17 protein-coding genes are annotated in these 25,759 nt (G+C 46.2%); 11 read left to right on the top strand and 6 right to left on the bottom strand.

Annotation, left to right across the window (positions count from 1 at the left end; all coding sequences use genetic code 11):
* Positions 1–6 precede the first annotated feature (6 nt).
* The 6 genes from FN124_RS24370 to FN124_RS24345 all read left to right on the top strand — a co-directional run bounded on the left by FN124_RS24370 (position 7) and on the right by FN124_RS24345 (position 13,266).
* A complete protein-coding gene (locus FN124_RS24370) occupies positions 7–1,104 on the top strand; it encodes an endo-1,4-beta-xylanase (RefSeq protein WP_142687375.1) in 1,098 nt (365 codons plus the stop codon).
* A 392-nt stretch (positions 1,105–1,496) separates the two neighbouring features.
* Positions 1,497–2,936 (top strand): hypothetical protein, encoded by a 1,440-nt coding sequence (locus FN124_RS24365; protein ID WP_142687374.1) that lies wholly within the window; start codon positions 1,497–1,499, stop codon positions 2,934–2,936.
* 41 nt (positions 2,937–2,977) lie between these two features.
* Complete coding sequence (locus tag FN124_RS24360) at positions 2,978–7,441, top strand: DUF6443 domain-containing protein (RefSeq protein WP_185937352.1); 4,464 nt, start codon at positions 2,978–2,980, stop codon at positions 7,439–7,441.
* 11 nt (positions 7,442–7,452) lie between these two features.
* Positions 7,453–8,022, top strand: a complete 570-nt coding sequence (locus tag FN124_RS24355) for a hypothetical protein (protein WP_142687372.1) — start codon at positions 7,453–7,455, stop codon at positions 8,020–8,022.
* A gap of 49 nt (positions 8,023–8,071) precedes the next feature.
* Positions 8,072–12,133, top strand: a complete 4,062-nt coding sequence (locus FN124_RS24350) for a DUF5977 domain-containing protein (RefSeq protein ID WP_142687371.1) — start codon at positions 8,072–8,074, stop codon at positions 12,131–12,133.
* A 125-nt stretch (positions 12,134–12,258) separates the two neighbouring features.
* Positions 12,259–13,266 (top strand): phosphotransferase, encoded by a 1,008-nt coding sequence (locus FN124_RS24345; protein WP_142687370.1) that lies wholly within the window; start codon positions 12,259–12,261, stop codon positions 13,264–13,266.
* Between the two features lie 6 nt (positions 13,267–13,272).
* Here FN124_RS24345 and FN124_RS24340 read toward each other — a convergent pair whose 3' ends face one another.
* Complete coding sequence (locus tag FN124_RS24340; protein ID WP_221887887.1) at positions 13,273–13,752, bottom strand: VOC family protein; 480 nt, start codon at positions 13,750–13,752, stop codon at positions 13,273–13,275.
* A gap of 71 nt (positions 13,753–13,823) precedes the next feature.
* Positions 13,824–14,318 carry a hypothetical protein gene (locus FN124_RS24335; protein WP_142687369.1) on the bottom strand — a complete coding sequence of 165 codons (495 nt, stop codon included), beginning with the start codon at positions 14,316–14,318 and terminating at the stop codon, positions 13,824–13,826.
* Between the two features lie 69 nt (positions 14,319–14,387).
* Here FN124_RS24335 and FN124_RS24330 point away from each other — a divergent pair, with 69 nt between their 5' ends.
* Positions 14,388–14,795, top strand: a complete 408-nt coding sequence (locus FN124_RS24330) for a hypothetical protein (protein ID WP_185937351.1) — start codon at positions 14,388–14,390, stop codon at positions 14,793–14,795.
* An 8-nt stretch (positions 14,796–14,803) separates the two neighbouring features.
* Here the strand turns inward: FN124_RS24330 and FN124_RS24325 are convergent, their stop codons facing one another.
* From FN124_RS24325 to ppsA, 4 genes are all read right to left on the bottom strand, one after another.
* Positions 14,804–15,316, bottom strand: coding sequence for a dihydrofolate reductase family protein (locus FN124_RS24325; RefSeq protein WP_185937350.1), 513 nt, complete (start codon positions 15,314–15,316; stop codon positions 14,804–14,806).
* A 145-nt stretch (positions 15,317–15,461) separates the two neighbouring features.
* Positions 15,462–15,959, bottom strand: coding sequence for a YbhB/YbcL family Raf kinase inhibitor-like protein (locus FN124_RS24320; RefSeq protein ID WP_142687366.1), 498 nt, complete (start codon positions 15,957–15,959; stop codon positions 15,462–15,464).
* A 95-nt stretch (positions 15,960–16,054) separates the two neighbouring features.
* Positions 16,055–16,900, bottom strand: coding sequence for a helix-turn-helix domain-containing protein (locus tag FN124_RS24315; RefSeq protein WP_142687365.1), 846 nt, complete (start codon positions 16,898–16,900; stop codon positions 16,055–16,057).
* Between the two features lie 29 nt (positions 16,901–16,929).
* A complete protein-coding gene (gene ppsA / locus FN124_RS24310) occupies positions 16,930–19,560 on the bottom strand; it encodes a phosphoenolpyruvate synthase (protein WP_142687364.1) in 2,631 nt (876 codons plus the stop codon).
* Between the two features lie 357 nt (positions 19,561–19,917).
* Here ppsA and FN124_RS24305 point away from each other — a divergent pair, with 357 nt between their 5' ends.
* Genes FN124_RS24305 through FN124_RS24290 form a run of 4 tightly spaced genes read left to right on the top strand, consistent with a single transcriptional unit; the run spans position 19,918 to position 25,732 of the window.
* Positions 19,918–20,211: a helix-turn-helix domain-containing protein gene (locus FN124_RS24305; protein WP_142687363.1), complete on the top strand. Its 294-nt coding sequence runs from the start codon at positions 19,918–19,920 to the stop codon at positions 20,209–20,211.
* A 3-nt stretch (positions 20,212–20,214) separates the two neighbouring features.
* Positions 20,215–22,065, top strand: coding sequence for a site-specific DNA-methyltransferase (locus FN124_RS24300; protein WP_142687362.1), 1,851 nt, complete (start codon positions 20,215–20,217; stop codon positions 22,063–22,065).
* 6 nt (positions 22,066–22,071) lie between these two features.
* Positions 22,072–22,983: a hypothetical protein gene (locus FN124_RS24295; protein ID WP_142687361.1), complete on the top strand. Its 912-nt coding sequence runs from the start codon at positions 22,072–22,074 to the stop codon at positions 22,981–22,983.
* On the top strand, positions 22,973–25,732 hold the full coding sequence (locus FN124_RS24290) for a restriction endonuclease (protein WP_142687360.1): 2,760 nt from the start codon (positions 22,973–22,975) through the stop codon (positions 25,730–25,732). The genes FN124_RS24295 and FN124_RS24290 overlap by 11 nt, the downstream gene beginning before the upstream one ends.
* The last annotated feature ends 27 nt before the right edge of the window (positions 25,733–25,759 follow it).

Raw genomic sequence — 25,759 nt, 5'->3', positions numbered from 1 at the left:
CTTCATATGAAATACACCAGCTATGCTGCTATTGCTTTGATCGTTTTGGCGAGCGTTTGTTGCTTTGCCTATCGTACGCATCCTGCCATTGCTCCTGGAACGGGGGGATTAAAGGATTATTACAGGAACTATTTTCCTATAGGCGTGGCCGTTTCCGCGCATGCCCTGCAAACAGATGAAGCGGGGTTGCTGATAAGCCAGTTTAATAGTCTTACTCCCGAGAACGCCATGAAAATGGGTGTTATCCACCCGGGTGAACAATGGTATAACTGGAGGGATGCCGATTCCGTGGCCGCCTTTGCCCGCAGAAACGGTATGAAGTTGCGGGGCCATACATTAGTATGGCATAAACAGGCGCCCGGATGGATCTTTAAAGACAACAACGGTCAGCAGGTAAGTAAAGAAGTATTACTGCAGCGGTTGAAGGAGCATATTACTACCGTAGTAAAAAGATACAAGGGAGTAGTATATGCCTGGGATGTTGTGAACGAGGCGATAAGTGATGATCCCCGTGAATTTTGCCGGAACTCCTTATGGTACCAGATCTGCGGCGAAGAATTTATTGAGAAGGCATTTCAGTGGGCGCATGAGGCCGACCCAGATGCGTTGTTATTTTATAACGATTACAACGAAATTAACCCGGTAAAGCGGAAGAAAATAATAAAGCTGTTGAATGGGCTTGTGAGCAAAGGCATACCGGTTCATGGAATTGGGTTGCAGGGGCATTGGGCCATCAATGAGCCTAGCAGGGAGCAGCTGGAAAATACGTTTAAAGACTTTCTGCCGCTGGGCCTGAAATTACAGATCACTGAATTTGATGTATCCGTTTATCCAAAAGAGCATGAGATGAGAGGAAGACAGGCGGGCGATAGTGCAGAAGCTTTTACCCCTGCCAGGGAGCAGCAGCAGATCGAACAGTTCAGTATGTGTTTTGAAATTTTCAGGAAGTACAGCAACGCTTTAACCGGTGTAACTTTCTGGAATATATCCGACAGGCATAGCTGGCTTGATAACTTTCCTGTACGCGGGCGGAAAGACTATCCGCTATTGTTCGATAAAGACCTGCGGCCTAAAAAAGCGTTTTGGTCGGTGGTGCGTTTTTGAGGATCCTGAAAATAACCCGAACAAATATTGCAAATATGAAAAAATAATATTTTATTTGTACTGTTACCAGTGAAATTGTACCGTAGCAAGTGTTATCCCTGATGTTTCCTGGTAATAGTACAAATGTCCCAAGTCTTTATGCGTCGTCTTCTGTAGTTTTAAATCGGTTTTTATTTGAAGTATGATATCATGAATGAAAAACTATGGAAACCTTTATAATCGTCAATTAAACACTTATAATAGGTATGTTGTCGACTGATACCTGATTTATACCTGTTGAGAGTGTTGTTTATCCTGTACAATGTGCTGCGTTGCCCTGTAGCGGTTAAAATATGACTATACCCTTTACCAATTATCAACTTCCTGTTATGATGATCCGGATAAAATGGTTTTTGATTTTACTGTGGGCACTTCCGGCTTTGGGCCAGAAGACAGATACAACAGCTGCACTTCCGCAGAAAACCCGTCATCATATAAATAAAACAATAGAGGCGCAGCAGGCGCTGTCGGCCAGGTTAAAGCGGCAGCAGCTTAAGCTGATCACAAAGCTGCGGTCCGTGGAAATCAAAGCCGGCAGCCAGCTGAAAGAAGTGGACAGCATAGCTGCCATGAACTACCTGCAACGTACCAACGAAGTTTATGGGAAATTACTGGAGAAATTCAACCGCGCAGGTAACACCGGTGCAGATGGCGTTGCGGAGCCATATATTCCCCGGCTGGATTCCCTTCAATGCCTGGTGAACTTTTTAGGCGCCGGCTCCGAGGGGAAGGAACATGTGACCAGGGCATTGAAGAATATCGGGGGATTAAAGAGCGATTGGTTAAGGGGAGAAAGTATAAAAAGTTTCCTGGCAGAAAGGGGAATGACGCTGAAGGGTTTACAGGAGCAGTATCCGCAGTTGGGGAGTATTAAAGGTGCTGTGGCAAAGTATTCTAAGGAACTTGTTTATTACAGGGACCGCCTCAGTAACTGGAAAGAAGAACTGAATAAGCCGGCAAACTGGGAAGCAACGGCATTAAAAGCGCTCAACAAAGTACCAGTGTTCCAAAAGTTCCTGCGGGAGAACAGTCAGCTTGCCTCCCTGTTTGGGATGCAAACCAATACTGCACCAGATATGGTGGCAATAGCCATGAATGGCATGCAAACACGTGCCACCCTGCAAACGTTATTGCAGGAGCGGCTGGGCCCCGCAGCCGCTAACCTGGAACAGCAGCTCGCCAGCCAGGCAGCAGCCCCGGGTGCAGGGTTTACAGATATCAGGAATAAAATCACTTCGCTAAGATCCGCTGGTATGATGGACGACGATGCATCTGCCATGCCTTCTTCGGGGAAAAACAATCAGCGTACAAAACCTTTTCTCAAAAGACTGGAATACGGATTTGACCTGCAAACCGGTAAGCGGAGCGCTTACCAGTTCCCCGCCAGTAACGACCTGGCCCTCTCGCTTGGCTACCGGTTGAACGACCGACTGGTTACAGGAGTAGGTGTTGCTTATAAATTCAGTTTAGGGGAGGCATGGAACAAATTAAACCTCACCCATGATGGTATCGGCCTGCGCAGCTACCTGGATTGGAAGCTCACCGCGGCTGGCAAAGGGAATAATGTATTATTTGGAAATATCTGGATCAGCGGAGGGCTGGAGCAAAACTACCTGGCCCGTTTTGAAAGCATAGCAGCACTGAGAAACCTGGCCTGGCAAACCTCTGGCCTTGTGGGCGTATCCAAAAAGATCAGGTACAGGAAGAAAACCGCTAAGCTGCAGCTGTTATGGGATTTCCTTCATCCTGCGGGGAACCGTTCTGTTGTATTCCGTTGGGGATACACTTTCTGATATCATTGCTATACCGATTGAAATTAATAAAAGTTGTATTGATGCACGTATTCAAAACATACTCCGGCTTCCTGACCGGATTATTAATGATGATCCCCGCAAAAGCTTTGCAGGCGCAAACTCCGGCACCCTATACCATACAGGATGGGAATAGTGTTTATACGGCCACGGCCACTTCTCCGCAAACGAACCCCGGTATCCTGAATACGCTCCCGTTAAGGGATGCCAGGATCAGTACACAGTATATCGACGGACTGGGCCGGCCATTTGAGCTGGTGCTGAAGAAAGGCTCCCTTGTTACTGACCCGGCTAACCCGCTGTCTTCCACCGCGGCAACAGACCTGGTAACTGCCAGAACCTATGATGTATACGGGAGGGAGGTGTATTCTTTTTTGCCTTTTGCTGCCAACAATACAAATGGCAACACATCCATTTCAGACGGATCTTTCAAAAAGAATCCATATGAACAGCAGGCCGCCTTTTTACAGGCGGCGTATCCCGGGGAAACTTATTTCTATGGTAAAACAAATTTCGAAGCATCGCCCCTGAACCGTGTTTCCGAGGTATACGCACCGGGCAACAGCTGGGTGGGCACAGAATCGACCACGAAGAAGAACACCAGCACCAGATACCTTGTGAATACCAATACCGATGCCGTGAGGCTATGGACCGTGACCATAGCCGCGACAGGTGGATTGAGCGCTTACGCCACTGCGTCTGCATATCCCCCGGGAACCTTATTTAAAACCATCCAGGTAAATGAACATGGTAAACAGGTTATTGAATTCAAAGACAAAGAAGGCAAAGTGGTGCTTAAAAAAGTGCAGCTGACTGCATCCGACGCAGGAGCGGGGAGTGGCCATGCAGGGTGGCTGAATACCTACTATATTTATGACGATTTCAAATTGCTGCGATGCGTTATACAACCTAAAGGCGTGGAACAGATCGCATCAAACTGGCTGCTCACTGATGCTACCATATTGGCCGAGCAATGTTTCCGTTATGAATACGATGCAAAGAAACGGCTGATCATAAAAAAGATGCCCGGCGCCGGTACACAGTACTTAGTATACGATAGCCGCGACAGGTTAGTGCTCAGGCAGGATGCCATACTGGGAAGCGGGAAATGGGAATATTTCCAGTATGATAGCCGCAACCGGCCTGTTGCCACCGGTATATGGACAACAGCTACTACTTTTGCCAGTCATATTACTGCTGCGGCAGCTGTTCCCGGGGCAACCGGCAGCAGCTATCCCGCAGTGGGCGCCTCCGGTCTTGAAGAAATGACCAGCACTTTTTATGATAACTATGATTTCCTCACGGCCACCGCACATGCAGGGCATGGATTGAATTCAGGTTTCTTTACGGGAGATAACAGTTATTTTTCCGCTGCCAGCAATACCACCTGGCCTTATCCGCAGGCCCTTACTGCCACTACAGGCACGCAGGGAATGATTACAGGAGGAAGGGTAAAGGTGCTCGGCACCAGTACCTGGCTGTATACCGCTACCTATTATGATAAACAAGGAAGGACCATACAGCTGCAAAGCCGGAACCTCACCGGCGGGCTCGATGTAACAACTACCCAGTATTCATTTGCTGGTCAGCCGCTGATCACTGCACAGCGACAGGTAATTGCCGGCGCCGGTGCGCAAACTACCATATTGCTAACCCGCTTTACTTACGATGACCTGAGCAGGCTGGTAAAAACGGAAAAAGCCATCAGCAATACCACGGTAAACAGCGGGACTATGATACCCTACAAAACTATTTCCGAAACGGCCTATGATGCGCTTGGGCGGGTGAATAGTAAAAAGCTGGGAATAAAGCCTGCTGCATCCACTCCGCTGGAAACGCTGAATTCAACCTATAATATCAGGGGATGGCTGTTGGGCGTGAACAGGAATTTTACTAACCCGGCTGTTGCATCAGCGCCGGGAACCAGTAACTGGTTTGGTTTTGATATTGGGTATGATAAACCTGCCAATGCCTCCACCAGGAATTACCTGGCACAACAATTCAACGGTAATATCAGCGGAATTGCCTGGCGCAGCGTTGGGGATGGCGTTACCAGGAAATACGACTTCAGTTATGATGCCCTCAGCCGCCTGATGACAGCCGGTTTTGAACAGCGTAACAGTGATGGGGCCTGGAATAACAGCCTGGTTAATTATACCGTTAAAATGGGAAGTACCGGTGCGGATCCTGCCACTGCCTATGACGCCAACGGGAATATTCTCCGTATGCAGCAATGGGGGCTGAAGTTAAATGCCAGCAGTCAGATTGATGACCTGGCTTATACTTATATTCCTGGTACAAACCGCATCCAGGCCGTTACAGACGGGTTTAATGACAATGCCAGCACATTGGGTGATTTTAAATACAATGCATCCACCAAAACGGCTACGGATTTTAGCTACGATGCTAATGGAAATCTTAATACTGATAAAAATAAAGGGATCACTACTGCCATCTCATACAATCATCTGAACCTGCCGGTTGCCATACCGGTAGCAGGAAAAGGAACCATCACTTACACTTATGATGCATCCGGTGTTAAATGGAAAAAAAATGTGACGGAAGGCAGCACCATTACCAACACTTATTATATCGGGGGAGCGGTGTATGAGCAGAAAGGAACAGGTCCGCTGGTACTGCAATTCATTGCTCATGAAGAAGGCCGGATCCGTAACACCATTCCTACCGGTGGAACCGCGCTGGTGTTTGATTATTTCCTGAAAGATCATCTTGGAAATGTGCGAATGGTATTAACAGAAGAAGTAAAGCGTATCAATTATCCTATAGCTGGTATGGAAAATGTGACCGATAAAAATAATTTATCTGATCCTAATAACTATATACCCTATTATTCCAATGCGGATTATACTGTAACACCTTCTGTACGTGAGCTGAAATCAAATACTTCCAATCCGCCTGCAAACGGAACTACCAATCCTAATAACTACTGGACAAAACTGAGCAGCGTAACAGGCGACCGGAAAGTAGGTCCGGGAATATTGTTGAAGGTAATGGCGGGCGACAAGATTGAGCTGCGTTGTGATATGTGGTGGCGGGGATCAGCCACGGGCACCACACAACAAAGCCCTCTTGCCGACATTTTATCTATCCTTGCCACCAGCATTACCAGTGGGCCGGGAGCAGGTAAAATAAGTTTACCGCAAACAGGTACCAACGGAAGTTTTTTTAATCCGGCGGTAACGGCATTTATGAGCAACAATAACCCTGCGCAAACCACGAAACCCAAAGCATACCTGAACTGGATTTTCCTCAATGAGCAGTTTGCCTATAGCAGTAATAATGGCAGCGGTGCAGAGCCGCTGGGCGCCACCGATACCTATAAAACCTATACCCGGCTTGACGCTAACGGTAATGCCATTCCTGTATTACAGAGCGGGTATGTTTATATTTACACCAGCAATGAAAGTAATATTGCAGCATTTTTTGATAACCTGGCGGTGAATCATATACAGGGCGCATTGGTGGAAGAAACGCATTACTACCCGTTTGGGTTGACGATGGCGGGGATAAGCACCAGTGCAATAAAAGGAGCTGCCTACCCGGCAAATAAACTGAAGTTTAACGGGATAGAGCACACTAACGATTTTGGCCTGAACCAGTATGATGCATTTTATAGAAATTATGATCCGCAGCTGGGAAGATGGAGACAGATAGATCCCAAGGCGATTGAAGGCGAAAGCCCATATGTTGCCATGAAGAACGGGCCTGTTTTTAATACCGATTTCCTGGGAGATACCACCGTTTACTATAATATTGCAAACGGGGCTGTACTTGGTACGGTAAACAATGCCGGCGCCACCCAGAATGTGAGAGTAGACGCATTGGCATATATTGCCGCACAAGGAGCAGCTATGGCGGGGGGAGTGGACTTGTCCAAACAGGCAAACGCCAACAGGTTCGTTTCCACGTTTAATAATGTACTGTCTACCCTGGATTCCAAACTGGGTACAAACCTTATTTCATTTGCCACGGGAGAAACAAAACTGGAATTTGCCGGTCAGGCTAATGCCGCTAATCCTGCGGAAGGAAATGGTAACTTAAACGTTAACCAGGTGTTTGATGACGGAGGGCATCTTACCCTGGCAAGTTACCAGGCAATTGGAGGTCCCTGGGGGAACGGTTCCCCGGAGAATGGAGCATATACGGCAGATAACCTGCAGGACAGGGGGCCGAGGAGCACTAATTACAATGCAGGAATGACAAGGGATGGCGTCGGCTTCAGCCTGAATTTAAATCCGCAGTTCAGTACCCACAGAACTTTGTTAAGGATCCACCCTGATGGGGGTGAGCATGTTGGCACGCAGGGATGTATTGGCATACAGGAAAATGCTGCCAGGCTGCTCCAGTTTAAAAGTACTATGAGTCAGTATCTTCAGTCGCACGATAACATCAGGGTGAATATAAACATCCTGAATAATCCCAATAACAATGGCAGTGGCCGCAGAACAAGAAGTAACGGGGAATAAAATTTTAAAAGATGAATAAGATACTTATTATAACAATCATCCTGCTTTTATCAACCCGGTATGTCAACGGGCAGCAACCTGTGCGCCTTATACCGGATACGGCGGTTAACGGTATAAGGCTGAATGATTACGTTTCCACTGAAAAGGTATTGGGGAAGAATATCTGGAATAAGCTGTTTGAGCAGGGGAAATCCTTACCAAGGATTGAGCTGGTGAATAAATCCAAAACGCAGGCGCTCCGTTTGTTCTTTCATTATGGTGGAAGCAAAAATGCGGTCGATGAATTTGAGATACTGCTTATCGATAGCACTTACAAAGCGCCGAAACAGGTAGTAGTGCTTCCTGCTGAGGTATTTGTCAGTTCCCGTAAAATACGGCTGGGCATTAGCCGGGAAGAGGTGGTGAAGATATTGGGTAATAATTGCAAAACCCATGCTAACGGAAGTACGGAGCAACTGACATATGCTATGAATGAAAAGGCAGGCTTTGTAAAGCGATATAATCAATTCGGTTACTACATTAAGTGCATTTTCAGCAAGGGTATATTAGTGAAATATGCTTTTGGTTTTGACACCGAATAAACTGGAAATGATAACAATTACTGGATACCTATTTAAAAGAATTTACCTTATGCCTGGTTGTCTTAAACTATTCTCCCTTTTTATATGCGGGTTGCTGTATTCCTGCATAGCGTTATCACAAAGCACTGCGTTTGATGAGCTGCGCAAAATTCCGCTTACGTCCCCGGATGTGGCTTCACTCACTAAAGCAGCCGAATTTCCTGTTACGTATTTTAATGGCAGGCCAGAGGTATCTGTGCCGGTTTATACCATCCGCACCGGCGACCTTGAGCTTCCTATCAGTTTGAGCTATAACGGGGGAGGCATCAGGGTGTCTGAAGAAGCCAGCTGGGTGGGCCTTGGCTGGGCGTTAAATGTTGGAGGGGTTATTTCAAGACAAGTAAAAGGAGCTGATGATGACCAGGTAATTTACGACTCATTTACTCAATTTTATCCCGATGCCTTGGGCAATACTTATCAGCCCGCGGCCCAGGCGCGGAATTTTATGCTGCAGGGAAACCTGTTGTATAAAGCCAACGGACAAGCTTATACGAATGCGGAACTTTGCCCTTTTTTTTGCAGCGGGCAATTGGATGGGGAACCAGACCTGTATGTTTACAACTTTGGAAAATACACAGGTAAATTTACCTGGCTGACTACCACCTCGGTGGTAGATATAAGCTGCAATAATATCCAGTTTGCGAAATCAGGAAATGGAATTACAGCCACTGATCCTGAAGGCTACCGGTATGAATTTATGGCGGTGGAAATGTCGGAAACTCCTGCCGGCCCTACAAAAACAGCTTATTATCTCACAAAGGTTACCAGTCCGGCTAATCACGTTCTTACCCTTAAATACAAAACCTTCCGTGAATATGTGTATCCTGCCACCGGTGTAGGGCATAGCGCAGATTATATAGGTATCACAGGGGCATTCAGCAACGTGGATTATGTAGCTCAAATGCCCGACCTTACGGAGGAGTATATACAATACGAGGCTGTTTCAATGCAGGGACAAACAGGGCTGCCCAATAACGCCGGCCTGAACAGCACGTTTAATACGTCTACCATCAGGACACTTTTCCTGGACAGCATTATTTTTGAGAACGGATCAGTGAAATTTATACCAGGCAGCAGGAAAGACTTGTTTGGCGTACGGTTGGATGGGATCACGGTATCCAATAAAGCGGGTACTGCGGTGGCAACCACCACATTCGACTATGATTATTTTACAGCAAGGCCGGGTAATGAATCGTATACCACCCTGAGCACAAGACCGGGAATAAAATTTCCATACGATGAATCTTACCGCCGGAAAAGACTAAAGCTGAAAAGTGTAACAGTAAAAGGAGATGTATATAAATGCTATTATTACGAAGGCGCCGATGGATTTACCTTGCCCTATAAAAGCTCTTTTGAGCAGGATTACTGGGGATATTATAACGGAGCGGCTTCAAATACCACGCTGGTGCCGGATTTTAAGCGGTATAATTTCCTGGCCGCCGTTCCGCCTATTCTGAGGGGCTGGATAGGCGCCGACCGCGACCCCAGATTTCCGCAGGCACAGGAAGGCATGCTGAAGAAGATCATGTACCCCACCAAAGGTCTGGCGGAGTTTGAATATGCCCTTCATGAATATAATAATGCACCGGCAGATATTATTGTGAGTTATAACAATGTTGGCGCCCTGAACACTACAACAGGCGTTACTTCTACTATTGTGGACATAGCAGGCAACAGTTATGTGGACATAACCGTTAACCTGTTCTGCAACCAGCCTGCAGATGCCAATCCAACAGGTACGGGCTGGGACTGTTCCTGTGTTTTCCCACCCTGTACTCCCACCAATATACAAAATGCAATGTGGGTAATGATAGAAAGGGTAGACCCGGTTACCGGCGCTGTTAGTCCTACCCAATGGGAGTACGATTTTTCTAAAGACATCGTGAGGAATCAAAGTGGTATTTTTGTATTGACGAACCAGTATTTCACTGCCGGCAGGTATAAATTAACGGCCAATTACCCGGATAATAAGGTGGGTGTGCCAGGTCAGAAAATGGCTTACATCTCCCTTAAAATTCCTGTTACTTCTAATGTTGCACCCCTGGGAAAAGGAGGAGGGCTGCGTTTAACTTCCAGCAGCAGGTTTGATCCCGTAAGTAAAATCACTTCGAAAAAATTGTATACCTATGAGCAGGGCATGATGATGCATTTCCCTACCTACTATAGTTTTTTAAAGAATAAGCAGGAAGAAGTACTGCCATCGAATGCTGTGGTAATAAATGAATATATTACACACACGCTTTATGCTAATCCCCGCCAGCCATATACGTTTTCAGCAAATGGAAGTCATGTTGGCTATGGTAAGGTAAAAGAGTATTTTACCGGGGAAGCGTTGGGAAGAACAGAATATTTGTACAACGTGGTGCCGGATAAATACCCGCAGTTGTCGGGGCTGGACGTAATTCCCGGAACGCCTGCCATTCCAAGCCTGGAAAACGGGTTCCTGAAAACGGTTAACTACTACGATAACACCAGCAGGCTGGTTAAATCGATCACCAATACACCTGTGGTAAAGAAGGGACAATCTTTCTGGGCCTTTAAGCTACGCAGGCAGCTGCAGCCAATATCAGCTGTTGGCCCTTCCAACATGGGCCTGTTCCTGCATATGTCGTATTATCCCATCCAGGTTGGAAAGTTGCTGACGGCCAGCAGCACGGAAACGTTGTATGATAATGTTAACACGATCAATATTTCTTCTGCAAAAACCTTTGAGTACAATGACCGCGCCTTTATTCAATCGGAACAGCTAACCCGCAGCGATGGGTTGCCGCTTGTTAAACACTACCGTTATCCGGGCGATTTTACGGCTACAACCGGTTGGATAGGGGAGATGAAAACACGGAATATGATCAGTATGCCTGTTGAAGAAGTTACGCAGGTGAATGGTAAGCTTGTGGAGGGGAACTATAAAACCTACCTGCTGCACGATAATATTTTAACCCCGAGCCAGGTATATACCGCGGAAACCTCCAGCCCTGCAACGGTAGCTTTTATTGCGCCTTCCGGAACATTGCCGGCTGAGTATAAGCTTGCCGGCCAGCTGGACTATGATGCCAGAGGCAATCTCAATTATTCCAAAGCAAATAACAATATCAGCATAGGCTATAAATGGGGCTATGATAAAATGTACCCGATAGCAGAATGTAAAAATGCTACTCCTTCCGAGTTTTACTTTGAGGATTTTGAAGGGAATGGTTCACTGGTATCTAATACTAGCAGTGCACACACAGGAAAAGGCGGTTACAACGGGTCTGTTGCGCTTGCCAGCCAGTTTGCCGCTACCACCGGTGGCCGGACTTACCGGCTCTCTTACTTTAAGCTGAATGGAACTACCTGGGAGCATAACGACCAGGCATATACGGGACAAACAATAACAGGCATAATAGATGACATCCGGATCTATCCGCAGGATGGGGAAATTACTACGTATACTTATATACCACTGGTGGGGATCAGCAGTATTACCACTCCCTCCGGCAATACATCCTTTTATAATTACGACGCATATAACAGGCTTTCGGCGATCCGCAACCAGGATGGTTATGTGATGAAGGCCTTTAATTATGTTTATTCCGCTACGCTGGGACAGGATAATTCCACTACCTATCCCAATGTCGCTATTACGCAGAATTTTTATAAGCAATGCACCACCGGCGAAGGCTCGCTGGTGCCTTATACAGTTCCGGCAGGAAAGTATACCGCCGGGTCTCCGGAGGAAGCAAATGCGCTGGCCCAGGCGGAAATAGACCAGCAAGGGCAGGCAAATGCCAATACCAATGGAACATGTAACGTAGGACTGGCAATTACCAGTATCGTAAATGGGCCGGGAACTTCATTTACGGTTAACTTTACCTGTCCGCCGGGTATCAACAATTTTATTAACCTTTTTGCCAAAGATCCAGTTACCGGAAGGCCCTACAACGACAGGCCATTTGTTGTTCCGCTGGGTTCCACCAGTTTCACAGGCGACATTACAAAAGGCAGGGCCTGGGTATTTTCCATTACCGCGGGGGGAACCAGTTATCCTTCGCCGATCAGCTCCGCCAATGTTAGTTTTACTTTCCCCTGATGACAAAAAAATATACAGGGCTGCCGTGGTACACCATGGCAGCCCTGTATATTTATATAGTATACAAGCTATATATTTGTCGGATATTGTGCTGCCAGGAGGCACAATTGTTTTAATCGTCAGCTGTGTCATTATTATATTCTTCCGCTATACCAACTGAAAGGGTAGCAACTATAGAAGCCGCATTGATAAAAGTTTTTAATACTACTGATGTTACCGGTATTTCCTTACTCGCAGGCGGCCTGTCTGGTTCTGCTGTTTATAAAATTACGCTGGGTGGCCGGCACTATGTGTTAAAGCTGGGTGCAGCCAATGATACCTCTGCGTTTCCTGGTAGCCTGGCGCTGGCATCAGCTGCCGGTATTGCGCCTGCACTGAAATATGAAGATAAACTGCAGGGTATTGTGATCAGTGACTTTATAGATAACAAACCGGTGCGTGGTATTTTTGCCCCGGATAAATTGGCAGGTGAACTGGGACATGCTATTAAAACGGTGCATGCAATACCTTGTAATGGCGAAGGAAAAGATTTGTTTGAAACCGTAGACGGGATGATCGAGCAGTTCAGAAATGCTAAAATGCTTTCCGGGCCGTTATTCGACGAATGTTTCCAGTACTATGGAACCATAAAGAACAGGTATCCCCGGGTCGCATCCGACAAGGTGTTTAGCCACAACGATCTTAATCCAAGCAACATTTTATGTGATGGGGAAAGAATATGGATCATTGACTGGGATGTGGCTTATTTAAATGACCGGTATGTGGACCTGGCCAATGCCGCTAATTTTTTTGTACAAACAAAAGAACAGGAGAGCGCATTGCTGAATGCGTATTTTGACCATGTTGTTGATGATCAGAAAATGGCGCGCTTTTATGTGATGCGCCAGGTTTGCAGGATCATTTATTCACTGCTGATGTTCCAGCTTGCCATGCGGCATAAGCCTGCCGGGTATCAGCATGATCAGGAGATGGAAGGCAACGATTTAAGGGCGTTTGGCAGTTTAATGGCTCTTGGTAAATTATCGCTGGCGGAGTATGAAGGGCAGTTGATGTATGGAAAAGCCTTGTTTAATGAGGCTGTTCACCAGATGCGTACACCGCGTTTTGCGGACTCGCTGGCACAGTTTGAGTAGCCGGCGCTACTCGGTTGGCTCCCATAATTCAATTTTGTTGCCTTCCATGTCCATGATATGAACAAATTTACCGTAGTCATAGGTTTCAATTTTGTCGACAATGGTGACGCCTTCTTTTTTAAGTTCCTCCACCAGTTGCTCGAGGTTCTCTACCCTGTAGTTGATCATGAAGTCTTTGGCAGAAGGGGCAAAGTATTTTGTTGTTTCCTCGAAAGGGCTCCACTGTGTTGATGCTTTCTTTGTGCTGTCGGTGCCTTCATACCATTCAAAAGTGGCTCCATACTCATTGGTATTCAGACCAAGATGTTTCTGGTACCACTCTTTCATTTTGTTGGGATCTTTACATTTGAAAAAAATGCCGCCTATGCCTGTTACTTTTTTCATTTTTGTAGCTGTTTTGTTGGGTGGTGTTATGATGGTATTAAATGTGAAACCAGCGCAAAATGCCGCAGCTGTTACCAGGGTGATTAAGGTCGCTTTTTTCATGGTTCCTGTAAATTAGGTATATTTTTGCTTATTGGCAAGCGGTGGTAGGGGTGGTGCGGGATTGCATAGACTTAAGGCTCAGTCCCCAGAGATTTGCATACTTCGCTGTAATTATCCCAGTTGATGTTGGCTTTACGTGCAGGCACTCCGCCGGGAATGAGAATATAACGGTAACTGTCGCGGTCATAGTCGTTATAAATATCGCTGTAGATAAAAATATTCCCTTTAAAGAAAACATAGGTGGCATAATGACCACCGCCTTCTTCGATATTCAGTTTACGCACTACATTGGGCGACTTCACATATACATTTATTTCCCCTTTGTCTATAATATCCTGGGTAAGCCTGGGGGCATCGATGACAGCTGCATTCCCTGAGAAACCTAACTTCATCCAGTTTGAGTGAATGACGTTGGCTGTTCCTGTAGCCCCGATATTGCCTTTGTCGCCTTTATCTCCTTTGTCGCCTTTTGCTCCCTGTGGACCGGCGGGTCCGTCTTTTGTACAGGATGTGATACCAACGAATGTATATTCCCTGAGGGGGCCCTGATGACGACTTATACGCATATTCCCTTAATTGGAATTACATCTGTATGTGACTTCAATGATAATATTCAGTATTTTGAGTATGATGAAATGCTGAAACTAAAGATAATCAGGGACCTGAAAGGAAATATAGTAAAACAAATGGGATATCAATATGCCTGCGACTGTGATTTTAAGCCTTTGAATGCTACTATTGAAATCAGGAATATTATCTCCGAAGATGACGGAACATACGCGTCCAGAACCGGAGATGTGTATTTGGTTTTAAAAGATGCAGCTGGATTGCCGGCATCGAACCCATATTCTGCTTTCAATTACAGGACAACCATTAGAACAAAGACTGGTTCTTCTTCCACAGATATCAATGCAAGATTCATGGGGTCGGAGATGATGATTTATTCAGGATTGTTATCAGAATATTTCTTTGATTCGAATGGTAAGCCAATCAGTTTTACAGAAACCAGTTTTAGTAAATTATCAGGGCCAGGATATAATTGATTATAAGGTTATTTCCTCACCTCATAACGTAACTCCACACTATTCTCATTCAATTTCTTCACCTCCTGCAACGCCAGCTTATACTCCGCATCAACACCCTCCATTAAAGGCAGCCCTTTGCCAAACAGCACCGGCTCCACTACCAGGATGAGCTCATTTACCAATCCGGCTTTTATAAAGGCGCTTACCGTTTGCGTGCCTCCAATGATCACTGCTTCGGTATGGCCTTTAGCGCTGAGTTGTGCAACAATTGCCTGGGGGCTGTCGCTGGTAAACAGTACATTGGGTTGGGCTGGTGTGGCCTTGGTATCATGTGTAAGCACTACCAGCGAACCTTCCTTCAGGGGCAGGTAATTTGGTGCGAGGATGTTGTAGGTTGTTTTCCCCATGATTACGGCCTGTGTACGTTCACAGATAGCCATAAATCCCTGGCCATATTCCGGCGATAACCAATCAGGTACGTTCCTGTTATTGCTGATCATTCCATTGGCAGAAGCAGCGAGGTAGATAGTGATTTTCATCTTGTTTAGTATTTCTGTTAAATGCAAAAATACTTTGACCGGGTAAATTTGAGACGCCCTGTAAGCGACAATCTCAGGGCCATTTGCGACATGGCCAATATTATGCCCCGGCATGTATAAAACACCGGGGCATATCATTCACACGCTATTGTTTTTGCCCGTAAACAACCAACGAAGCTTTTGCCAGCGTTACAAAGTGCATGTTAAAGCCCACGTAAGGCGGCGTAGCGTTTTTATCCAGTTCCAGCTTTTTGCTGAGCGCATGTACCGTGATCAGGTAACGGTGTGCCGGGCCCTCATTGGGGGCTGCCCCGATATAACCCGGCATGCCGGCATCCGTATTGCTTTGTATGGCCCCTTCCGGAAGCAGGTGATCGCCTGGATCGCCGGCCCCGGCGGCCAGTTCACGGATGTTTGACGGGATGTTGAAAACTACCCAGTGCCAGAAACCGCTGCCGGTGGGAGCATCCAGGTCGTAAATTGTTACCGCAAAGCTTTGCGTTGCGGCAGGGGCATTTTCCCAGTATAGCTGGGGCGATTTGTTCTCCCCGTTAAAGCCCATCCCATTTGCATATTGCCTATTGGTGAGCTGACCGCCAAGCTCATTGCTTTTCAGTGTAAATGTGCCGTTTTCTGTTGTCATGATCTTTTCTGTTTTGTTTGAATCTTTTATTCAAAGATAGATGCAAAGACCGGCGGCAAAGGATGGGCAACCGTTCAGAAAGTGTGGCTAAACGTTCAATTTGACAACTGGTACTGCTTGGGAGTAACACCGTAGATCTGCTTAAAGGACTGTACAAAACTGGAGAGGTTTTCATAGCCAAGCTCATAATAGATCTCGTTTGCTTTACGGTCGTTTTGCCGCAGCATTTTAGCAGCTCTTTCCATTCTCTTTTCCAGGAGCCACCTGTTAGGGCTATTACCATAAATACGGGCAAACCGTCGTTTAAAAGTAGAGAGGCTCATGTTACACAGGAAGGCCAGTTCTTCAACGGTGATATTACTGTTTATATGTGATGTAACTGCCTGGCGAACCACCAGGTCGTCGCTGGCAGCAGCGTTCATGTTCCTGATCTGCTGTATCTGCCCCGGGTACTGCACGGCAAGATATAAGAACAGCTCTTCCAGTTTTACCTTTTGCAGGTCCTGGTAAATGGGTTTATCGCCGTTCAGCATGTAGTCGAGTGAACGGGTGAAATTTACAAGAAACTCATCTTTCTCCAGCAGCAGGAAAGGGCGATCATCCGGTTGCCTGGCGGGTTCGCCGGTCAGTGCAGCATGACGGGTAAAGAAATCAGCCAGCAGTTTACTGTCGAAGAAAAAAAGGATACTATGGTAATCCGCATTTTCTGCAGGGATCTTTTCACTCATGAGGCAATTCCCGGCGGCCAGCATCACGAACTGGTGAGGCTTTACAGTAACCTGTGTGCCCGCGAAATGAACTGTTTTCTCGCCGTTCAGCAAAAAGGTGAACAGGTTTTGCTGCAGCATAATTCTTGCCCTTGCTGGAGGGGTGGTAGTGCGGTAGCGAATAATAGAAGTAGACCCGTTGTCAGCACCGGGGGCTATGGCATATCCGTTCATAAGTGATCATACAGTAAAACGATGTAAAGTTAGCTAATTCCGGGTGGAAGTATTTCTATATATCCATCTGTTCCATTTACCCGGATCCTTTGCCCGTCTTTTATCAGCCTGGTGGCATTTTCTACTCCTACAACGGCCGGCAGGCCATATTCGCGGGCAATAACGGCTCCGTGGGTCATCAGTCCGCCCACTTCGGTGACCAGGCCTTTGATGGCAACAAACAAAGGCGTCCAGCTGGGATCTGTAAAGGTGGTCACTAATATATCACCGTCTTCCAGGGCTGCATCTTCCATACTTAAAATAACACGTGCGCGGCCTTCTGTTACACCGGAGGAAACAGGCAGCCCTGCGATAGCCCCCGCCGGGAGGTGCTCCCGGCTATAGGCGCCCGTAACAATTTCTCCGTCGGATGTGATCACGCGGGGCGGAGTTAGTTTTTCATATTGCTGATAGTCTTCTTTCCGCTGACGGATAAGCTGGTAATCCAGTTGATGGGTACGTACTACTTCCCGGAGCTCTTCAAAAGTGAGATAGTAAATATCTTCCTGTTCATGAATAACGTTGGCTTTTACCAGTTGTTCTGCTTCTTTCAGCAATGCCTGTTTGTAAACATAATAGCGGCTGATCTTGCCATATTTTGGATATTCGCGGTAACCGATGAAGTTCCGGATATAGCTGATCAGTTGTTTGGCTTCTTCCGCTTTTTGTTCCCCATCCGGCAATTGTTTTAACCTGGCCAACAGTTCCTGTTCTTTAGCCAGGGCTTCCTGTTTCCCTTGCTCAAATTTCCGCCGGCTGGCGTTAGGCTCAAAGTTTTTGATATTGCCAAGGATCAGGGGGATCAGGGTTGCCGGCTTTTCGCTCCAGCGGGTTTTGGTGATATCAATTTCCCCGCTGCATCGCATCCCGTATTTGTTAAGATAGCTGATGATCGCTTCACGGACATCTTCCCCTCCCTCAAATTGCAGCAGCTGTTCCAGGAAAGGCTCGTCTTTTACCCGTTGCAGGTATTCAATGATAGCGGGATAGGGGCGGATCACATCTGCAACATCCAGCAATGTCAGGCCCATTTCCGAAGTAACATTGTTATCTACAGATTGGGAAAGGATGTCGGCCACATTCTTTTCGCCCAGCCATGCGTATACTTTGTCGTTGATCCATGTGTAGGCATCCATCGCGGTAAGGAATACCGCAGAGCTTCTTGGGTCAAACAGGATCTTCTTTAATTCCTGGATATCTTCCTGGATAAAATCAAGCAGTGCTGATCCGGACTTTGATTGAATATTTTGTTTTAATGCTTCTATGGAGGCCTGGGAGTTTTTAATCAATTCGGTAACAATAGCGGGGTTGTTTTCAATCCAGGGCTGAAAGTCAGGCGTAGCGTCATATCTGCTGAGCTGAGCGGAAGCGGGAGCATCTTTATCATCCATGGTTGATTTAATAAAGTCTTTCCGTGCTGTTATATTCTGAAGCGCACTTCTCACAAGCTGGTCGGATTTTCCCAGCACATCGATCATTATTCTCCTGCCGGCCGGAGAAGCAAGGTGATGGGTAACGTCCACAAACAGCCTGCCGGCGGCCACACGCATCGGGGCGGGTGTTACCAGCAGGAAAAAGGATAGTCCCAGCGGCTTCATGGCATCCGTCATCATCTGGTTATGCCCCACGGAGATGTATACACGATTTTCCTGGTCGCTCGACTCAGGGACAGGAAATAAACTGGTGATAGGCCGGCTCTGCACAATATAAAATATATTATCCGCCAGGCACCATTCAATATCCTGCGGAGCGCCGAAATGCGCTTCTATCTTTCTGCCCAGCTGTTCCAGTTCCAGGATCTGCTCATCTGTAAGTGTTTGCTGCTGCTGTAATGAGGGGTCAACCGGTTGTGCGGCCGTGCCGCCCTCTTTTAACGGTTCAACCATCAGCTTCTTTGCAGCGATGGTTTTACCGGTTATTTTACCGTTATGCACCTTATAGTTGTCGGCGCTCACCATGCCGGAAACCAGGGCTTCACCCAGCCCGAAGCTGGCATCTATGGATACCACTTTCCGGTTGGAGGTAAGGGGATCTGCCGTGAACAGGATGCCTGATACCTGCGGGAACACCATTTTCTGAATGATCACAGACAGGTATACCGTATGGTGATCAAAGCCATTCCTGAGCCGGTAAATAACCGCCCTTTCCGTAAACAGGGAGGCCCAGCACCTGCGGATGTGCCGCAGGATGGCTTCTTTCCCGCTAATATTGAGATAAGTATCCTGCTGACCTGCAAAAGAGGCTGTTGGAAGGTCTTCCGCGGTAGCGCTGGAGCGCACCGCATAGGCATTCTGCTCTCCAAACTTTGTGAGATACTCCTCCAATGCCTCAGTGATGTTTGCAGGAATGGGTATATTTTCAATGATGTTGCGGATCTTTGCGCTGATGCTGCTGATCTGTTCCCGCTCCTCCGCTTTAAGAGGAGCCAGCTCACCGAGCAGGCTGTTGAGCTCCGGGTTATTCCCGGTTATAGCTTTATATGCATCCGTAGTGACGCAAAATCCCTCCGGTACCTGTATCCCGCTGATCTTTGACAGCTCGCCCAGGTTAGCGCCCTTGCCGCCTGCGGCCATAGATTCTGATCTGTCTATTTCCCCGAAAGAAAGTAAATAGGTGTGCATAGTAATGGGTTTTATAGATGAGCAGCGCCAAAAATACATGCTGCGATCCAGGGAAACATCGTTTTTAAACTATATTTTTTTTCGCACAATAATGATAATAGGAGGGGCGTTTTCTTACAAAATGGCGGCGTTTACTGATCCCTTATCCCCATTTCTCCTGATTACAAAAACAACCTTTCTCCCGGTGTTTTAAAGAAGAATAACTACTTCACGGATTCGAAAATAAATCAACGCTTCCGCTACAGGGAAACAATGCATTCAGTGTACCAGTGATGTAGCATCTATTACAAAACGGACTGCCAACAGCAAATTTGCCTTCTTTTTACTACATTTGACAATTAGTGACAAGTCAATAAAATGAAACAGGAAAATTTTGGTGAAACCATCAGGCGGTTAAGGGAAAAGAAAGGACTGCTGCTGCGGCAGGTAGCGGCAGCATTGGAAATAGATACTGCCCTTATCAGTAAAATAGAACGGGGAGAGCGGAAAGCCCAGAAAGAACAGGTGGGGAAGCTGGCAGAACTGCTGGAAGTAAATACAGAAGAGCTCATGGTTACCTGGCTCTCCGATAAAATTGTGGACCTGCTGGAAGAAGAGCCTCTTGCGCATAAAGTGTTAAAAAATTCAGGGAAAAGATTAAAAGACAAATAGGACATGGATGGTAAGTCGTTAAATATAACGGGAGACTTAATAGCAAAGCTGAAAGAGATTGTCCCCGGCGCTTTTGCAGAGGATAAACTGAATGTAGACCAGTTAAAGCAGTTGCTTGGTGAAAACATCAACGCAGACAGCGAACGTTATCAGCTGAACTGGGCCGGGAAAAGCGAAGCGTTTAAGGTGCTGCAAATGCCTACCTCCGCCACTTTGGTGCCGGACATCAGGGCATCCGTGAACTGGGACGCAACAGAAAATATATTCATAGAAGGGGAAAACCTGGAAGTATTAAAAGTGCTTCAGAAATCCTATTATGGAAAGGTAAAGGCCATCTGTATCGATCCTCCCTATAACACCGGCTCCGATAGCTTCATCTATCCCGATAAATTTTCAGAAACAAAAGAACAGTATTTCAGAAGGATCAGGGAAAAGGATGAGGAAGGCTTTATGATGAAAGAAGGCCTGTTCCGCCCGAACAGGAAAGAGAACGGGCAATTCCACTCCAACTGGCTGTCGATGATGCTGCCCCGGCTTTTCCTCGCAAAGAATCTTTTGAGTGATGATGGTATCATCTTTATCAGTATTGATGATAATGAACTGGCCAATCTCAAGCTTTTAATGGATGAAATTTTTGGAGAAGAGAATAAAGAAGCCATCATCACCTGGAGAAGAAGGCATAACCAGCCGAATGATAAATCAAAAATGATTTCAAAGGTAGCGGAGTATATTGTGGTATATGCAAAAAATTCGGAGATCCTGAAAAAGAAGAATACTTTTTATGGCATCCCGCTTTCTGAAACCAGGCAGGGGAGTTACTCCAACCCCGACAAAGATCCCCTGGGACCCTGGGACTCAAAGCCCTGGAAGGCAGGATCGGGGCAAACAGGCTCAAAATATACGATCACCACTCCAACCGGTAAGGTATTGAACGAAGAGTGGATGGGGGCTGAAAGCACTTACAAACAATTGCTGGCAGAAGGGAAAATCTATTTCCCCAGCGGAGGGGATGGCTGGCCGCGTAAAAAGTTCTACCTGGGCGACCGGATGGAGGAAGGACAAAGCGCCCACAATTTCTGGGGGCACCAGGAATTTGGCAGCAACCAGGAAGGATCTGCAGAGCTAACTGAGATTTTTAACGGTAAAAATGTATTTGATAATCCCAAGCCAACCCGGTTGTTAAAAGCCCTGATAAAGATCTCCACTTCAAAAGATGATCTTATACTCGACTTTTTTGGCGGCTCAGGCTCTACTGCACATGCGGTGTATGGTTTAAACAGGGAAGAGGGATCCAACCGTAAATTTATACTGGTACAGCTTCCTGAAAAGATCGACGCATCGGATGAAGCATATAAGCTGGGATTTAAAACCATTTCTGAAGTTACACAATCACGGCTAAGCAAAATTGCACAATCAATGAACGGACAACCAGGTAAACAGGCTACTGCAGGCTTCCGCTGCTTCCGGCTTTCAGACTCCAATTTCAAAGTATGGAGAGGCGATTTTTTAAAGACCGAAGCCGACATCGTGGAACAGCTCCGCATGTTTGATACGGTGGAAAAAGATGCCACAGCAGGAGAAAAAATGGCCTGGGAAATTGCCATAAAACATGGCGTACAGCTTTCTTCTGCCATGAACGTGCTTACTTTTAACGGTGATGATTTTTATTATTTCCCGGGAAGAAAGCTGTTGGTGGGCACTGGTTCGATAGGGATTCCATCTGCAAAAGAAATTATAAAAGTAAAACCCGGCACTGTGATTTGTCTTGATTCTGTTTTCAAAAAGAACGACCAGGATAAAACCAATATCCAGTTGCTTTTTGAAGATGCAGGGATAATTTTTCATACAATCTGACGGGATATGATTTTAATGATACCGGAAAAGAGAGTTTGCGAAGGTAAAACAGTATCTTTTAAGATCACTGATCATCACCCGCTGCAATGGATAAGAACGGATAACCCTGCGTATGCAGTGGTTAGCGTAGATGGTTTCATTATAAATGAGCGGAAGATAGTAAACGGTATTTTTAAAAAGCTGGAGTATATTGAAGAAAAACCCGGTGAAGCCATTTCACTGGAGGATATTACCCGCGTGATCCCCCGGAATGAGCTGTTACTCATCAGCCGCTTAGCTGAAGGACTGCAATGCGAGTCGCGCATTTTTATCTGGCCCCAAAACTACCCGGCCGGATATGATAAGACGCTTAAACTGATTCATTCCATTAAGCTGCATATAGAGAATAATGAGTTAAAAATACATACTTATAAAAAGGCGGATATTTCGGACCTGGAGCAGGGGATCCGTGCATTGAGGGGCTTTAGCTTCCGTCATGTAAAGCATCTTCTTACCGCTTCTTCCAACGTAGAATGCTACCTGGCCAATAACACCCCCAATCCCTGGCCCGGCGACATTGATGCCATGATCTATGATCACCGCCTGCAGCGGTTTACAGCTATCATTGAGTTTAAAACGCATAATATAAATACGCCTGTAGCAGAGGAGCGCATTGATAAATACAGGCAGGAAGATTGGAGACGATTCAATGTTTTTTTTGACCTGGCGGATGATTTCAACAGGAAGCTGGGGTACAGGCCACGGCTGCTTTATATTGTTTGGGGAACCAATGAGAACAGGCCTCATCATGCGAATATCAAAATTGATGTGATTGAAAGGGATAAGGTAATAAGGTCTGCGTTATTTGCAAGACCTGCATATAATACCTTTTCGCAGGAGTTATCTGACTATTTAATTCAACTTGTAAATGAAGCTTAGATTTGATAAAGACCAGCCCCACCAGCAGCGGGCTATCCAGTCTGTGATAGATCTGTTTGAGGGCCAGGATCTGAACAATCCGGATGTTGAGTTTTCTTACACTTCTTCTGATAGCGGAAGCATACAGTTTACGGAAACAGGGGTGGGCAACCGGCTTACCTTAACGGAAGACGAGCTGTTAGCCAACCTGAATAAAGTACAACTTGACAATAATTTAAGGGCAGATGAGATATCTACTGCGATAGAAAAGCTGTGGTACAACGAGATAGCAGACGATAAGGGAAATATAACCCTATCATCTGTAACAGCAGATTTCCCGAACTTCTCTATTGAAATGGAAACAGGCACGGGTAAAACATACGTGTACCTGCGGAGCATTTATGAGTTAAACAAAGTGTACGGCTTTAAGAAATTTGTGATCGTAGTGCCCTCTGTTGCCATCCGTGAGGGCGTATTGAAAAGTCTTTCTATTACGTTTGATCATTTCCAGGAGATCTACGAAAACCAGCCGGCTGAATTCAGGGTATACGACTCCGGCCGTCTTACGGAACTGGGCAACTTCGCGAAAAGCAATGTTATCCAGATCCTGGTCATCAATATAGACAGCTTTACCAAAGATGCCAATATCATTAACCAGGTAAGAGAAACGGGGGTAAAACCGATTGAATATATCCAGCGGTCTAATCCTATTGTGATTGTTGATGAGCCGCAGAATATGGAAACAGATATCCGCAAGCGGGCTATTGCCAACCTGAATCCTTTGTTTACGCTTCGTTATTCCGCTACCCATAAAAGCCTGTACAACCTTGTTTATAAGCTGGACCCTGTTGAAGCATACGACCTGGGACTGGTGAAGCAGATAGAAGTGGATTCGGTACTGGCAAAGAACGATAACTCAGGCGTATTTATCAGCGTGGATGCTTTTAAAACGGCTAAGCAATCTGTTACGGCCAGGCTTACCATTTTTGTGAATGAGAGATCAGGCGTACAGAAAAAGCAGGTGACCGCCAAAGCCGGGGATGATCTGTATAAGCTTTCCAAAGGCTGGGATATTTACAGGGAGGGGCATGTGATCAATGAACTCGATGCGGAAAACGGTTATATAGCGCTTTCAGGTGGTAATGTAGTTTATAAGGGAGAAGCTGTTGGCGGGCTCACCGACCAGGTATTAAAAGAAATGATTGACGCTACGGTGGAGAATCATTTTAAGAAGGAGAAAGAATTAAGCGCCAAGGGGATCAAGGTCTTATCTATCTTTTTTATTGACAGGGTGGCTAACTACCGCAGCTATGATGAACAGGGCAATCCCGTTAAAGGAAAGTTCGCCATATGGTTTGAAGAAAGTTTTGCCAGATGGCAGCAAATGCCTGCCTACCGCGGTTTGTACACTTATAGCGGGGAAGAAGTGCATAACGGGTATTTCAGCCAGGATAAAGGGAAATTCAGGGATTCCAAAGAAGGTAAGTCGTCAAAGGCAGATGATGATGCCTTCAAACTGATCATGCAGGATAAAGAGCGGTTACTGGATATAGCCACGCCGTTAAGGTTTATTTTTAGTCACTCTGCATTAAGGGAGGGTTGGGATAACCCCAATGTGTTCCAGATATGCACGCTCAATGAAACGAAGTCTGATATGAAGAAGCGGCAGGAGATTGGCCGGGGGCTTCGTTTGTGTGTAGACCAGGATGGGGAGCGCAATATGGAACGTTCAGTTAACCGGCTTACTGTAATTGCCAATGAGTCATATGAAGCATTTTCCAAAGCGCTGCAGTCAGAAATAGAAGAAGATACCGGTGTTAAGTTTGAAGGCCGGATCAGGGATGCGAGAAGCCGGAGAGAGGTGAAGCTGAAAGACAAATGGCTTGAAGACAAGCTTTTTTTAGCGCTTTGGGAGAAGATTAAATTTCGTACCACCTACAAAGTAAATTACAACACGGAAGACCTGGTTAAGAACTGTGTAGCCGCTTTGCAGAAAATGCCCGCCATTGAAAGGCCGTTAATTTACAGGGAGAGGAATGCGGCAAAGTTTGTAAGGAATAAAGACGGTGAATTGATTGAACTGGGCGGGGAGCAAAAAGGTTCCAAAGAGAAGATCGTTAAAGATACCCATTACAATATACCCGACTTTATTGCATATATACAATCCAAAACGGCGCTTACCAGAAGCACCATTACCCGGGCGATCCTGGCATCCGGCAGGTTGGGTGAGATCTTCCATAACCCGCAGTTATTTATGGATACGGTGGTGAAAATTATAAAAGATGAGCTGGACCGCATCAAAATAAATGGTATTACCTATGAAAAGATAGCGGGGCAAACATATGAGATGAAGTTGTTTGAAGCGGCGGAAGTAGGTCAATATACCGATAATCTTATGGAAGTAAGGAACCAGGCAAAAACGCTTTACAATTATGTGGTGATAGATTCCCTGAGCAGCCCCGAACGGAAGTTTGCCGAAGATTGCGAAACCAGGGATGATATCCTGTTTTATGTAAAGCTTCCTCCGAAATTCCAGGTAAAAACTCCTGTAGGACCTTATAATCCCGATTGGGCATTGATAAAAAGAGACGAAGGAACGGAAGCCAGGCTCTTTTTTGTAGCAGAAACAAAGGATGCAAAGGCGGCGGCAGACAGATCGCTTTTAAGGGACCGGGAAAGGATGAAAATTGAATGTGCGGAAAAGCACTTTGCTGTAATGGCGGATGTTACCTATTGCGTTGTTGGGGAAGTGAGTGATTTGAAGGGATAGGGCAGGTTCCTGGCCCTGCCAGACATA

Source organism: Chitinophaga polysaccharea, from assembly GCF_902150045.1.
GTDB classification, from domain to species: Bacteria; Bacteroidota; Bacteroidia; order Chitinophagales; family Chitinophagaceae; genus Chitinophaga; species Chitinophaga polysaccharea_A.
Note: the sequence above shows the minus strand (reverse complement) of the source record. Positions and strands in the feature narration are given on the sequence as shown.